At 34.3% G+C, this 14818-nt stretch carries 13 protein-coding genes and 1 tRNA gene; 8 read left to right on the top strand and 6 right to left on the bottom strand.

Annotated features, from left to right (window positions below; genetic code table 11):
- Positions 1-35 precede the first annotated feature (35 nt).
- From HQN62_RS05645 to rpe, 8 genes are all read left to right on the top strand, one after another.
- On the top strand, positions 36-1220 hold the full coding sequence (locus tag HQN62_RS05645) for a DUF4249 domain-containing protein (RefSeq protein WP_173503624.1): 1185 nt from the start codon (positions 36-38) through the stop codon (positions 1218-1220).
- A gap of 218 nt (positions 1221-1438) precedes the next feature.
- Complete coding sequence (locus HQN62_RS05640) at positions 1439-2971, top strand: hypothetical protein (protein WP_254454488.1); 1533 nt, start codon at positions 1439-1441, stop codon at positions 2969-2971.
- A gap of 371 nt (positions 2972-3342) precedes the next feature.
- Positions 3343-3765 carry a hypothetical protein gene (locus HQN62_RS05635; RefSeq protein WP_173503622.1) on the top strand — a complete coding sequence of 141 codons (423 nt, stop codon included), beginning with the start codon at positions 3343-3345 and terminating at the stop codon, positions 3763-3765.
- A 1-nt stretch (position 3766) separates the two neighbouring features.
- Positions 3767-5509, top strand: coding sequence for a tetratricopeptide repeat-containing sensor histidine kinase (locus HQN62_RS05630; protein ID WP_254454487.1), 1743 nt, complete (start codon positions 3767-3769; stop codon positions 5507-5509).
- Positions 5502-6248: a LytR/AlgR family response regulator transcription factor gene (locus HQN62_RS05625; protein WP_173503621.1), complete on the top strand. Its 747-nt coding sequence runs from the start codon at positions 5502-5504 to the stop codon at positions 6246-6248. The genes HQN62_RS05630 and HQN62_RS05625 overlap by 8 nt, the downstream gene beginning before the upstream one ends.
- A 377-nt stretch (positions 6249-6625) precedes the next feature.
- On the top strand, positions 6626-6865 hold the full coding sequence (locus HQN62_RS05620; protein WP_116796051.1) for a hypothetical protein: 240 nt from the start codon (positions 6626-6628) through the stop codon (positions 6863-6865).
- Positions 6866-7093: 228 nt separating this feature from the next.
- A complete protein-coding gene (locus HQN62_RS05615; RefSeq protein ID WP_007804760.1) occupies positions 7094-7957 on the top strand; it encodes a sigma-70 family RNA polymerase sigma factor in 864 nt (287 codons plus the stop codon).
- A gap of 317 nt (positions 7958-8274) precedes the next feature.
- Entirely contained in the window at positions 8275-8940 is a 666-nt protein-coding gene (gene rpe / locus HQN62_RS05610; protein ID WP_173503620.1) for a ribulose-phosphate 3-epimerase, read from the top strand.
- A gap of 61 nt (positions 8941-9001) precedes the next feature.
- On the opposite strand, the gene HQN62_RS05605 is transcribed toward rpe, so the two are convergent.
- The 6 genes from HQN62_RS05605 to ftsA form a co-directional block, all read right to left on the bottom strand.
- Positions 9002-9424: a CBS domain-containing protein gene (locus tag HQN62_RS05605; RefSeq protein ID WP_116796052.1), complete on the bottom strand. Its 423-nt coding sequence runs from the start codon at positions 9422-9424 to the stop codon at positions 9002-9004.
- 97 nt (positions 9425-9521) lie between these two features.
- Positions 9522-10334 carry a zinc-dependent peptidase gene (locus tag HQN62_RS05600; RefSeq protein WP_173503619.1) on the bottom strand — a complete coding sequence of 271 codons (813 nt, stop codon included), beginning with the start codon at positions 10332-10334 and terminating at the stop codon, positions 9522-9524.
- 88 nt (positions 10335-10422) lie between these two features.
- Positions 10423-10496: transfer RNA gene (locus HQN62_RS05595), tRNA-Arg, on the bottom strand.
- A gap of 66 nt (positions 10497-10562) precedes the next feature.
- Positions 10563-11012: a GatB/YqeY domain-containing protein gene (locus tag HQN62_RS05590; RefSeq protein ID WP_173503618.1), complete on the bottom strand. Its 450-nt coding sequence runs from the start codon at positions 11010-11012 to the stop codon at positions 10563-10565.
- A 359-nt stretch (positions 11013-11371) separates the two neighbouring features.
- On the bottom strand, positions 11372-13330 hold the full coding sequence (ftsZ, locus tag HQN62_RS05585) for a cell division protein FtsZ (protein ID WP_116798374.1): 1959 nt from the start codon (positions 13328-13330) through the stop codon (positions 11372-11374).
- A 91-nt stretch (positions 13331-13421) separates the two neighbouring features.
- Positions 13422-14813 (bottom strand): cell division protein FtsA, encoded by a 1392-nt coding sequence (gene ftsA / locus HQN62_RS05580; protein ID WP_116796055.1) that lies wholly within the window; start codon positions 14811-14813, stop codon positions 13422-13424.
- Positions 14814-14818 lie beyond the last annotated feature (5 nt).

The raw sequence follows: 14818 nt of genomic DNA, 5'->3' as shown, positions 1-14818 counted from the left end.
TTAAACAATAATAATATTTCAATAAAAGAATAACTATGTTTTTAAATAAAATTACCTTTTTACTACTAATCTGCTTTATTATAAATGGCTGTACCGAGCCGTATATTTTAGAAACAAATACCTATGAAGAAGGATTAATCGTTGAGGCAACAATTACCAATGAATTAAAAAAACAAGAAATAACACTTACAAAAACAGCTAAGCTGGAAGATAAAGAAGTTAAATTAGAATCTGGTGCTGATGTTTATATTATTGACAATACCGGAATTAGATACGACTTCGAGGAAGAATCAGGCAAATACGTTTCTACATCTGAGTTTCAAGCTATACCAGGTAGAGAATATCGATTGAACATCACAACTAGCGATGGTCGCTCTTTTGAATCATCGACAGAAAATTTACCTCCTATCAATCCAATGAAAGATGTAAAAGCTGTAGTCGAAACAAAAGATTCCATTAGAGGTGTAGGCATACATGTAAATAGTGAAGACCCTACAAATAGCGCCAAATATTACCGATATGAATATGAGGAAACTTATAAAATAGTCGCCCCAAGATGGAATTCAATGAAGGCTATAATAGTACCTGGGGCTACATCTTCTTCAAATCCTACAATTCAACTTATCCCGAACTCTGTAGATACTCGAGTATGCTATACTACAAAAAACAGTACCGACATTATATTAACAAGTACTGCCGAACTAAATAAAAACCAAGTTGACATACCTGTAAGATTTATTAGTAGTCAAAACAGCATTATCTCACATCGATACAGTATCTTAGTAAGTCAATATGTAGAAAATTTGGCCGCTTACACTTATTATAAAACTTTAAAAAAAATATCTGATTCAGGTTCATTATTATCCCCTCTTCAGCCTGGTTTTTTGTATGGAAATATAAAACCAACAAATAATCCTAACGACAAAATAATAGGTTACTTTGAGCTTGCTTCAGTATCATCAAAAAGAATCTATTTCAATTATACTGATTTATTCCCTTTGGATCCTTTGCCTCCATATTATACTGAATGCGAACAAATGGTTCTTAACTTTTGCTTTAAGGGAATTGGATGCGATGGAGATAATCTAGTATATGGATTTACTAACAACACACTTACATATACTAGAAATACAGGAATCACATATATTGTCAATCCAGCACCTTGCGGTGACTGTACCACTTTTTCGTCTAACATAAAACCACTATTTTGGGAAGATTAAAACACCTCTTATTATTTGCACTATTATGCTCTAATTTTCAAAAAGTTACAGCCCAGCAAATCAGCTCGTCCAATGAAAAGCAAAATTTTTATAGTGATGAAACGGTATTTCTCAGTACAAATACAACAACATTTGTTACTGGAGAGACTCTCTATTATAAGCTTAGTTGCTTAAAATTATCCAACAAAACACCCAGTAATATTAGTAAAATAGCTTATGTGGAACTTGTAGATAGTGACAAAAAAACGGTTTTCAAAAACAAAATTTATCTTGAAAACACTAATGGTCAGGGTGATTATTTTGTACCTACCACTATTAAAACGGGTAATTACAAACTCCTTGGCTATACCAACTGGATGTTGAACCAAACTGTTGCGCCTTTTTTCCAAATTGATATTGTTATTATCAATCCATTTCAAACAGCTGAAAATCAAACTGCAGCAAGCAATTCCACCCCCAACACAGCTATAGGAGATACTCCAATGCTGCCAGTTCAACAAACACAAAGTGTGCCAACGAATGATTACTTAAAACTCAATTTAAACAAAAAAGCATTCGCAAATAGAGAACAAGTAAACATTAATGTTGCAACCTTAAATGAAATAGCCAAAAACGGAAATTATTCTGTCTCTGTTAGAAGACTAGAAGATTTGCCTTCAACGAAACAAACCTCTGCTGAAGAATTTTCAAAAATTGTTTCAAAAATAGAACCAATAAATAAAGGCAATAAAATTACTTTGCCTGAATTAAGAGGCGAAATGATTACTGGAAAAATTACTTCGAAAAACAATCCAAACGATATCCAAAATATAAATATTGGTCTATCTATTCCTGGAAAAACATTTGCTTTCAAAGTAGTGAAAACCGACAAAAACGGCAACTTTGTTTTCAATCTTGACAAACCCTACTACAACTCAGCGGTAAACATACAGGTTATCGATGACAAACGTTCGAATTATACCCTCGTATTAGACACACCTTCAACAATTGATTATTCAAAACTCAACTTCCAACCCAGCATAAACTTGACGCCTGCTCTTTCAGAAACGTTACTTAATCGATCAATAGCCAGTCAAATTGAAAATGCTTATTACAGCAATAAAACAGATAGTATTCTAAAAACAAAATCAATACCCGCTTTTTACGAGCCAGTTGCCAAGGAATATGTTCTTGATGACTACACACGATTTCCAACGCTTAAAGAGACTGCTGTTGAAATTGTAAAAGAAATGTATTATGAGCAAAAAGATAAAAAATACACTTTACACTTAAGAGATGTTAGTATCTATACTCAATCTCCAGAACCAGCATTAGTACTTATTGATGGATTACTTTTACAGGACACCAATGAACTTTTTGAATATAACATGAAAAATGTATCCAAAATAAGTGTGATCCCTGGATTATATTACCTTGGTCCAAAAGCCTTCAATGGTCTCATCAGTTTTACAACAAAAACTCAGGATTTTGTCAGTAAACAATCCGGTTCCTATATCCTTGATGCATCAGTTTTAAGACCATCGATAAAAAAAGAGTATTACACACCAGACTATACAGACAAGGCTAAAAACGAAAGAATTCCGGATTACCGCTATCAATTGTTATGGCTTCCTCAACTTACCTTAGCCAGCACTGAAAACCCTATATCCTTTTACACCTCAGATGTGACCGGAACATTCGAAATTTCGCTGGAAGGTTTTACAGACCAAGGGATTCCAGTCTCATTAAAAGACACTTTTGAAGTACAATAACATATTTAAAACCCCAATTCATGAATTTGATTTGGGGTTTTTACTTTATTAGGGCGTGACCCTAAAGCAAGAAATCCAGCAATAAAAACAGCATCCAAATCACACTTTCTAACACCTAAAGCTTAGTTTTTTTTTGCGGTATTCTTTGCTTTCTTTGAGGTTAAATTTTTGAGCCTCTTTTTATAAAATCTGTGATAATCTCTTCCATCGGTACCCCATCCACATCTAGCAAATCAAAGTTGTTTCAAGCAATTTAAGGCAAATAATTAAAGGATAATTTAAAAAAATAATAAAATCATTACATATTATTCAAAGAAAAAAATATCTTTAACGTGAAAATTATTAGCTTTTAACCACTTAAAAAAAAGACTATGTGTGATTCTACAAAAGAACTATCCTTTACCCCTTACCCAACGATCCAAACCACCAAGATTAACACTTTACCGTTTACTTTTCTACAGCCGGGCGAGGTGAATTACCCAGTAGCCCCATTGGTTTCTGCAAAATTCTATAAACCAGATGGCAAAACATTGACCCTAAAAGTAAGAGCTACAGTATACATGAACTCCGAGATTCCAGACGCTCCCGTAGTAGAACCACCAACTGAAAAAGACGGTGTTTTGACAATAAATTATGATTATGATTTTTCTATGGAAACCCCAGAAACCTGTGATGTGTGGTACGTAGAACTTGACTACACATCTCCAACTGTGGGTAATATAAATAAAATTGAATCTTTCATGGTAAACTTAGATCCTGAAACATCAAGAGGCACCTCTACACAACTTCCCTAAAATGAGTTTTAAAATCAATATCTTTTTATTCTTTTTTATTTTTATCCTTCCAAATATATTTTTTTCACAATCCAAAGACAGTAGTTTATTTGAAAAAAAAAATATTGAGAAAAAATCAATTGAATTTAAAAAAGACCTCAATTTTGTAAAAGCCCAATCTTTTTATTTGAAAAAAGATTGGGATTCTACTTTAATCTATTCAATGAAACAATTAAGTAGTGGCAAAAATAAGACTCTTGCAGATTATTGTCATTATTTTAGAGGCCTAAGTTTTTATAACAAAAAAATTTACAAAGAGGCTAAAAAAGAATTTTTATTAACATCAGATTCTTTTCAACTTTCACCTATTAAAAACTTTTTTTTAGGTGCTTCAGTTTTAGAATTAAGAGATTATGACAAAGCTCTTTTCTATTTTAAATTATCAGAAAAGCAATCTATTAAATTAAAGGACAATAAATTTTTAACAAATATCTATAATGGAATTGGTACGACTTATATTTTTCTAAAACGATTTAAAGAAGCAGAAAAATATTTACTTAGAACTTTACAATTAAACGAACAATCCAAAAATATTGATAAAATCTGCACTTCCTATATGAATTTGGCAAATTTATATTATGAGCAATACAAAGACAAATTAGCTATCTACTATTTTAAAAAATGTTATGAACTATCAAAAAAAGTAAATAATATATCCACAAAACAAACAGCCTCCAAAAATATGGCAGTTGTAGAAGAAAACAGAGGGAACTTCAAAGAAGCATTAGCTTACAGAAAAGAATCCGAACAATGGAAGGATTCTCTTAACAACCAGAACAAAGTCTGGGCAATTGCTGACTTCGAGAAAAAATATGCGGTTGCACAAAAACAAAAACAAATATCTTTACTTAAAGTTGAGAACAAATTAAAAGACAATCAACGTAATGGTTTATTTTATTCAGTATTAGCTTTGTTATTGCTTTTAATAGGAGGTGTTTATGTCTATGCCCAAAAAGTAAAAAGCAGCAAAATAATTCTTACCCAAAAAAACAAATTAGACGAACTTAACGCTACTAAAGATCAACTATTCTCCATTGTGAGTCATGATTTGCGTTCCTCCGTCAATGCCTTAAAAACCAGCAATGCAAAATTAACCACTTCGCTGGAAACCAAAAACTATAATGAGCTTGACCAACTTCTGCATCAAAATAGTGCCATTGCAAACAGCGCCTACAGTTTGCTAGACAACTTGCTCCATTGGGCCTTGCTACAAACCAAACAATTGTATTTTCATAAAGATTCGGTGCATCTGTATTCCATCGTACAACAAATAGAATACAATTACAAGCCTCTACTTCTTGATAAAAGCATTACTTTTGAGAATGCTGTTTCTAAAAATAGTTTTATCTTCGTGGATCTCGATTCGTTAAAAATTGTGCTACGCAATTTGCTTGACAATGCCATTAAATTCTCCCAAGAGAATGGTGAAATCAAGATTTATACAGTTGAAACAAATACCGATTTTTGTCAACTTGTGATTCAGGACAACGGTTTAGGGATGAGCCAAGACACCATAAATGAATTGCTTGAAGACAATGAGTTATTGGCCAAGAAAAGCAATTCGGAGATTATAGGCACAGGGCTCGGTTTGCAATTATCCAAACAAATGATCAAGAAAAATAGAGGAATGCTAGACATAGAAAGCGAACCCAATAAAGGAACCAAGATGATATTGAGGTTCCCAAAAACAGAACAAAATGGATAACATCAATGTGCTTATTATAGAAGACACGCCAGAACAAAGTGATGCGCTGAGTAAAGTCCTACTAGCCAATAAATACAACATTGTAGGCGTTGCCAGAAGCTATACTGATGCACTGACTTTATTCTACCAAAACACTGTTGACATCATCGTTATAGATGTATTTCTTGACGGAAAACCAGATGGAATCACCTTTGCCGAGACTATTAACATTGTACCAAATGCATCCAAACCATTTGTTTTTTTGACTAGTTCACAAGACCGTCAGATTTTTGAAAGGGCCAAACTCACCAAGCCTTTCAGTTTCCTAATGAAGCCCTTCAACGAACTTGAGATTTTATACGCACTGGAAATGGCGGTCGAAAAATTCTATGAACAAACCAATGTTTTCCTGAGTGAAGATCAGGATACCGTAATCAGTAATGATTATTTGTTCATCAAGAAGAAAAATGCATTGAAGAAAGTGTCACTCCAAGACATACTCTACATAGAAGTGGAGGAACGCTATTGCAACATCATCACCGAGAAAGAAAAATTTGTAATCCTGATTTCATTAACCAAAATCAGCGCACTTCTCGACAAAGACAAATTCGTCAAAACGCACAGAAACTATATTGTCAACACCGACAAAATAGAAGAAATCATCTTGGCCGACAATCTTGTCATCCTCAAAGGAAACCACAAAATAAATCTTAGCGACACCTATAAAGATTTCATCAAGAAAATGAATATTATATCGTAATAACACTTTTTTGAAAACCTCAAATATTCTCTCCCGAATGTTTGTTTTTTTTATCCAAATAGTAGGCATTTTTTCCAAAAATTGAATATGCTGGCTCTTTAGCCCTGATGGAAGCGGCATCCCGCGCTTTTTCTGCGCGGAATATAGCGGACAGCAGGAACGATGCTTACTGATAAAGCCTGTTCTTTCGCTCCTTAAAACCTTTTAGAATTAATTGTTCCGGATTTATAATCTTCTTGGATTATTTCTGAACCTGGATTTACATATTCAACCTCCCCTTTCATGACAGTAAAAAACGCATTCATGACATTTCTTTTAAAAAAAGGTGATTTGCTATTTACTTTTACTCTACCAAAAAATTAAAAAACAGAATTACCATGAGACTAGAACTTAACAACCAAACAAATATGCAATTCAAAACTATTTTTAACAAAATCAATCCTTGGATTGGACTTATAGCGTCATTATGCCTTATTATTCCGAGTTTGTATGACATCCTAGACGAACCTTTTTTGCTCACATCTGACCACTTGATTTTAGCTGCAGGCGTGTTTTTTATGATTTTATTTTTAAAACAAATCTTTGATAGAATTATCAATTTAGAAGGAATGGAATAAAACCCACGAAGATAAAGAATAGCCTATGCCATTAGCCCTATTTCTTGTATTAACTAATTTTAACTAATCCTCCAATTAACAATTAAATTAGTTAGATTTACCTGTCTCAATATTTTTTGGGGCAGGTATTTTTATTTAATTGAAAAAAAGAATCCAACTATTGTAACTTTTTTGAAACCCCATACGTATAATCACTTGTACACTTAAAAAAATTGAGGAGACAGAAACATGAGACAACTTAAAATCACCAAGCAGGTTACCAATCGTGAAACCGCTTCATTAGACAAATATTTACAAGAAATTGGAAAAGTTGACCTTATTACCGCTGACGAAGAGGTAGAATTAGCTCAAAGAATTAAAGCCGGGGATCAAAGAGCCCTTGAGAAATTAACAAAAGCCAATTTACGTTTCGTAGTTTCGGTAGCCAAACAATACCAAAATCAAGGTCTTACCCTTCCCGATTTAATCAATGAAGGAAATCTTGGATTGATAAAAGCAGCACAACGTTTTGACGAAACTCGTGGATTTAAATTCATTTCATACGCTGTATGGTGGATTCGTCAATCGATCCTTCAAGCTTTAGCCGAACAATCTCGTATCGTTCGTTTACCATTAAACAAAATTGGTTCTATCAATAAAATCAACAAAATGTACGCCTTATTAGAACAATCTAATGAGCGTCCACCATCTGCTGAAGAAATTGCAAAAGAACTGGACATGACCGTAAATGACGTAAAAGAGTCTATGAAAAACTCTGGTCGTCACTTATCTATGGATGCTCCTCTTGTAGAAGGAGAAGATTCGAACCTTTATGACGTATTGCGTTCTGGTGAATCTCCAAATCCGGACAGAGAGCTAATTCACGAATCATTACGTACCGAAATCGAGCGTTCACTAGAAACATTGACTCCAAGAGAGGCTGATGTAGTGCGTTTGTACTTTGGTCTTGGTGACCAACACCCAATGACATTGGAAGAAATTGGAGAAACTTTTGACTTGACTCGCGAACGTGTACGTCAAATTAAAGAAAAAGCAATCCGTAGATTGAAACATACTTCAAGAAGTAAAATTTTGAAAACGTATTTAGGTTAATATAAAATACCCCCAAATTAAAATTTTTAAAAAAGTAATTTTAACTATTTTAATAGAACGTGAACAACAGTCTGATTAACTGTTCGTTTTTTGATTGATGATTGAAACTCCGGCTGATTACCGGAGTTTTATTTTTTTACACCCTTAAAACTTTGATCAATTTCATTTCTTGCAGCTCGCAGAAACCAAAAAAATCATTAATCTTTGTGTATTTGGAAAAATCTTTGCGCCTTTGCGCTAAAAAAAACTAATTTTGCAAAAAACTACAAATTTGTTAAGACGCACAGCAGTACGTCTCTACGCAACAAAAAACAATAATGAGTAAAAACACACTAATTGCCCCTTCAGTTCTAGCTGCCGATTTTGCTAATTTGCAACGTGATATCGAAATGATTAACAACAGTCAAGCCGACTGGTTTCACATTGACATCATGGATGGCGTTTTTGTTCCAAACATTTCTTTTGGAATGCCTGTTCTTGAAGCTATCACAAGACACACTAAAAAAACAGTTGACGTACATTTGATGATTGTCAACCCAGACCAATACATTAAAACATTCAAAGATCTTGGTGCCGATATCTTGACTGTACATTACGAAGCCTGCACTCACCTGCACAGAACCCTTCAAGCCATCAAAGCGCAAGGGATGAAAGCTGGTGTGGCATTAAATCCGCACACGAGTGTTGATTTATTGGAAGATGTAATCAATGACATTGATATGGTTTGCATCATGAGCGTGAATCCTGGTTTTGGCGGACAGTCTTTTATTGAAAACACTTATCTTAAAGTGAAAAAGCTAAAAGATTTGATTACCAGAAAAGGAGCCTCAACTCTAATAGAGATTGACGGTGGCGTTACCAATAAAAACGCTTTACAGTTGGTTGAAGCTGGAGCGGATGTACTAGTTGCAGGGAGCTTTGTATTTAAAGCCGAAGATCCTATTCAAACCGTAGCCGATTTAAAACAATTGACAACAGTATAAAAATTCAAAAGTCCCAATACTCACAAGAGACATTGGGACTTTCTTCTTTAGTAAACACTTATCACTTGTACTGATCAATTAAATACTTTATCAAATCGGTGGTGGTTACTATCCCAACCAACAAATGGTCTTCACAAACCGGCAAGGCATGAAATTCTTTACTCGCCAATATTTCAGCAGCTTCCTTAATGGTAGTATCAGGCGTAATGGTAATTAATTTTTTGGCCATAACCTGTTCGACGGTAAACATATTATAAACGGTTGTATCCACAACCTCTTCATCATCATCTATTGCGTCTGCAAAAGAAATACGCAATAAATCGGTATAACTTAGCATTCCAATTATGGTTGAACCATTCACTACAGGAATGTGCCTAATTTTATAATGTTTAAAGAGAGATTCGGCCTTTGTTAAATCATCTGAAATAGTCAGTTTAATTATATTTTTGGTCATAATTGTCGACACGGGAACTTGCTGTCTCATAACACCCTAATTTTAAATTGTAAGTAAATTTAAAACAGAAAATCAATCCAAAATATGATGTTTATCAGTTGTTAATCAAAACTATTTTTAGATATTACTATTTCATATTCAGCATCAAACCCACTTTCTTATACAAATCTGGAAAACGCATTTTAAACTCCAAAGGCGTTTCAAAATAATTCTCTAAGATCACAGCCAGAAATTCATACTGGTTGGTAAATGCATAAACCCTGAAATAATTGGATTGCATCAATTGTTCCCTCAATACAGCTTCACTTACTTCTTCATTAATAATAGTATACATCCTAGAAAAAAGCATAGCGCTACTATCATTACTTTGCAATCCATGATAATGCAAAACGTGGACAAATTCATGAATCCCAAGATTTAAATTATCGGAAGATATATCAAATCCCTTTTGAAAATCTTCCCAAGAGAAAACAACCGTTTTTGTATTGGGATTAAATTCCCCCTTATGGTATTGTTTGGTAATCCTAGAATAATAGATTGACGGATATATGATTATTTTATCAAAGACCTCGGAAAGATATTCTCGCATACCAAAAGACAGCATAGTAAATGTGGCGGCAACATGAACTTTTATATCTTCGGTGATAGCAAAATTTTCACGACTGACAAATTCGTATCTACCCAAAAAACAAGCTATTCTATGCTCGAAATACACTTTCTTTTTATCCGATAAACTAATATAAAACGGGAATTGTGTGTTTAAAAAATGGAGAGCATTAGAACTAATTTTCTTTGGGAAAAGGCAAAAATGAACAAAAAGAGGTTTTCCAAATACAAAACCAAAACCGTATTCAAAAAGCCTAAAAAGGGCGACTAGAAAAGCAATTAAAACAAAAAAAGTAAGACTAAAAGTAAAAACTACTAGTATAATGTTATCCATAAACAGATTTGGAAGCTTGGGTTAGGTTTAAATATAAATAAAAAAAAGCAAAATCATAAAATTCATTTACGATTTTGCTTTTGTTGTGTGACCGCGGAGGGGTTCGAACCCCCAACCCTCAGAGCCGAAATCTGATATTCTATCCAGTTGAACTACGCGGTCAATTGATTTTAGATTGTTGATTAACGAGTTTAGATTTAAAATCGTTAATCAACCGCCTATTTTATTTTAAGTCAATAATTTCTTTACAATAGTAGAAATGGTTTTTCCTTCAGCAGTCCCACCCAATTGAGCTGCTGCCAATCCCATTACTTTACCCATCGAAGCAATTCCTGCTGCGCCAGTCTCTGCAATGATTTTTGCAACAACAGCTTCCACTTCAGCTTCGCTTAATTGAGCTGGCAAGAATTTTTCGATTACTGCGATTTGCGCCAATTCTGGTTCTGCCAAGTCCATACGATTTTGTTCTGTAAATATTCTGGCGCTTTCTTTACGGGTTTTAACTAATCTTTGAAGTAATTTAATCTCGTCATCAGCCGATATTTCTTCTTTTGAACCAGATGCAGTCTGCGCCAATAAAAGTTCCGATTTTATAGCTCTTAAAGCCTCTAACGCTACTGTATCTTTGGCTCGCATGGCGGTTTTGATTTCGTCCATGATTTGAATTGATAAACTCATATTCTGTATATTTTAGATTTTAGATTGTTGAATTTAGATTTAAGATTCAAACTGCAAACTGAAGTCTGCAAACTGAATACTTAAAAAACTGCCCCAGATGGAAATGAAAAGCCTTTTTGAAAGAAACTATACTTTTTCTTGAACCAGAAAAACGAATGAATCCCGATAACTATCAGGACTCTCTTGTTCTTAGAAAAAAATAGTTACGACAAAAAACTTGTAATGTACAGCTGGATAAGGCCCGACAAATTTAGAAAATTTAACTCGCATTAACAACTTCTTACCTGATGCTTTATACTCAAAAAATAGCCCGAAAATATCATTTAATTTTCGGGCTATCTCAAAATGGTTTGAGTTAGTTAATCTACATTGTCATGTAAATAAGAGTTGTTGGAACGCAACTGCAAATCATTATTACTATCTGTTCCAACTGATATTCTTGATGTAGAATTATTAGTTTGTGAACTGCTTAGATCGATACCAAATCTTTTGTAGGCTGGCTCTCTTTCTAGTTCATCCACTCTTGATACATTATCATGGAACTTATAATTGAAGTCTTTAAGTTTTTTTCTTCTTTCCTCAGCCCTGAATCTAAGCGTTTCTTCGATTGTCATCTCAACTGGAGAATTATTTCCCAGAACAGGCGTCTCTGCTATTGGCTCAGACACTTGCTTCATAGTGATATTCAATTCGGCTGGTATTATTTCCTCAATTTTGGCGACAGGTTTGCTTTCTATCAAGTCATTCTCTGTTTCCATGTATTCTTCAAGCGAGTATTTTATGATACCGTTATCCGACAATTCGGTTACAGGAACAAACTGAACAGGTTCTACTACTTTAATATCTCTTGTTTCATTTGTCAATTCAAACAAAAAATTATTTGACTCAACTTTTGCTTGAACAGGTTCTGGTTTGCTTAATGGCAAATCGAATGAAAAAGCAGTTTGATCTTGTTTTTCTTCAAAACGTATTGGTTCTGACCTTACTTGCGCAACTTGCGCAGCAACAGGATTTGTAACGACAAAATCGATCTCTTTCATAGGAGAAACAATTTCGAATGTTACATCTAAATTTTTAATAAATTCAGTCATCCCGATTAACTCATCTTCATTGATTGAAGCAATTATCGGAGATTCAACTACAGACTCAGGCGTTACAACATCTTCAATTAAGTCGAAAACGATTCTTTCTTCTGTATTATTAGAAATAGAAGCTTCACTATTTAAATTGAAACCTGAAACAGTATTTTTTGTTAAATCAAAAACACTTTTTTGTTCCTCTCCAAGTGTGTGTATTATTTTTTTAGGCTCAACATTTACGATTTCGTTTTGTTGTTCCACATTAAAACCTGTAGCGATAATGGTTACTGCAATAGCATCACCAAGACTTTCGTCTTCACCAACCCCCATAATAATATTGGCATTAGAACCTGCTTCGTATTGAATATGCTCATTGATTTCGGCAATTTCATCGATAGTAATTTCATTGGTTCCAGAAACGATAAGCAACAATACGTTTTTGGCTCCTGTGATTTTATTATCGTTTAAAAGTGGAGAATCTAATGCAGCAACAATTCCTTCCTTAGCTCTATTTTCACCAGATGAAACAGAAGATCCCATAATAGCCGTCCCGCTATTATACAATACTGTTTTGGCATCACGTAAATCGATATTTTGAGTATAGTGATGTGTTATTACTTCGGCAATTCCTCTAGAGGCAGTTGCCAAAACTTCATCCGCTTTTGAAAACCCGGCTTTAAAACCAAGATTTCCATATACTTCTCTTAATTTATTGTTATTGATAACGATCAAAGAATCGACTTGCTTGCGCAATTTTTCGATACCAATAAGCGCTTGTTCTTGACGCACTTTACCTTCAAACAAGAATGGCAAAGTTACTATTCCTACTGTAAGTATGTCTCTTTCTTTGGCTAGTTGAGCGATAACTGGCGCAGCTCCTGTTCCAGTTCCACCACCCATTCCGGCAGTGATAAATACCATTTTGGTATTGACATCCAACATTTTTTCAATGTCAGCAATGCTTTCTATAGCTGATTGGTGTCCAATATCTGGATTTGCTCCAGCGCCTAATCCTTCAGTCAAATTCATCCCTAACTGAATTTTATTAGGCACGGCACTATTGTCCAATGCTTGAGAATCGGTATTACAGACGATGAAATCCACGCCTTTAATTCCTTGTTTAAACATGTGGTTTATAGCGTTACTTCCGCCGCCACCTACTCCAATTACTTTGATTACATTTGATTGATTTTTTGGCAAATCAAATGAAATACTTCCAAATTCTGTGTTGCTTGGCATCATATGGGGTTTTAATTTTTTATTAACTTTATCTTTTACTACTCTAGGCTTGGGGCAAAAAGGAGGGCTGATAATTTATTCTATTTTATTATTATTCTGCGTTGTCCAAAAAATCTTTAATCTTGTCCACATATTTATCAAAAAACGATCTTCTTATTTTGTTCTCAGTAGATTCCTCTCTAATAGGATCTACTTGAAGGACTCTTTCAGGTTGTACATAAACCTCTTCTTTAATTTCTACTTTCTCTTCAACTATAGGCTCTCTATAATAAGTTACTTTTTCAGCAGTGACGGTAGCTTGCATTTTCACCGCACTTTGTGTCTTGTTTTCAATACTGTTCATCACCAGTCCAACAGCTGTTGCATATAACGGACTTGAGATTTCTTCGTCTGAGTTTCCAGCTAGATGTTCGTTTGGATAACCAATTCTAGTATCCATTCCGGTAATGTATTCTACCAATTGTTTGATATGCTTCAATTGTGCACCACCACCTGTAAGAACGATTCCAGCAATCAATTTTTTACGAGGGTCTTCATGTCCATAAGCTCTTACTTCTGTAAAAACTTGTTCAATGATTTCGACAACTCTGGCATTAATTATTTTCGAAAGGTTTTTTAACGAAATCTCTTTAGGTTCTCTTCCTCTTAATCCCGGAATAGAAACAATCTCATTGTCTTTATTTTCTCCTGGCCAAGCTGAACCAAATTTCACTTTCAACAATTCGGCCTGTTTTTCTATAATCGAACATCCCTCTTTAATATCATCTGTAATTACATTTCCTCCAAATGGTATCACTGCAGTGTGGCGAATAATTCCATCTTTGAAAATAGCCAAATCAGTTGTTCCTCCTCCTATATCGATAAGGGCAACTCCAGCTTCTTTTTCTTCCTGGCTCAAAACTGCATCGGAAGAAGCTAACGGTTCCAATGTCAATCCTGACAATTCGATACCTGAACTTTGAATACATCTACCAACGTTTCTGATAGAAGAAGCCTGTCCTACTACAACATGGAAACTACTTTCCAGCCTTCCACCATACATTCCGATTGGTTCCTTAACATCCGATTGCCCGTCAATTTTGAATTCTTGAGGCAATACATGAATAATCTCTTCTCCTGGCAACATGGCCAATTTATGAACCTGATTGATCAATAAATCAATATCACTTCCACCTATAACTTCCTCAGGATTGCTTCTGCTGATGTAATCACTATGTTGAATGCTTCTGATATGCTGACCTGCAATACCTACTACGACATCTTTTATTTTATACCCTGAATTATTTTCCGCTTCAAGTATTGCTTGTTGAATAGATTGAATAGTTTGCGTGATATTATTCACAACGCCTCTTGCTACACCCAAACTTTTAGATTTACCTACACCTAAAATTTCAAGCTTACCATATTCATTCTTTTTGCCTATCATGGCAACAATTTTCGTCGTCCCAATATCTAGACCTACTGCAATGTTCTCTTTTTCCATTTTCT

It is taken from the genome of Flavobacterium sp. M31R6, from assembly GCF_013284035.1.
In the GTDB taxonomy this organism is placed as follows: Bacteria; Bacteroidota; Bacteroidia; order Flavobacteriales; family Flavobacteriaceae; genus Flavobacterium.
This window is presented reverse-complemented; position numbering and strand designations above follow the sequence as displayed.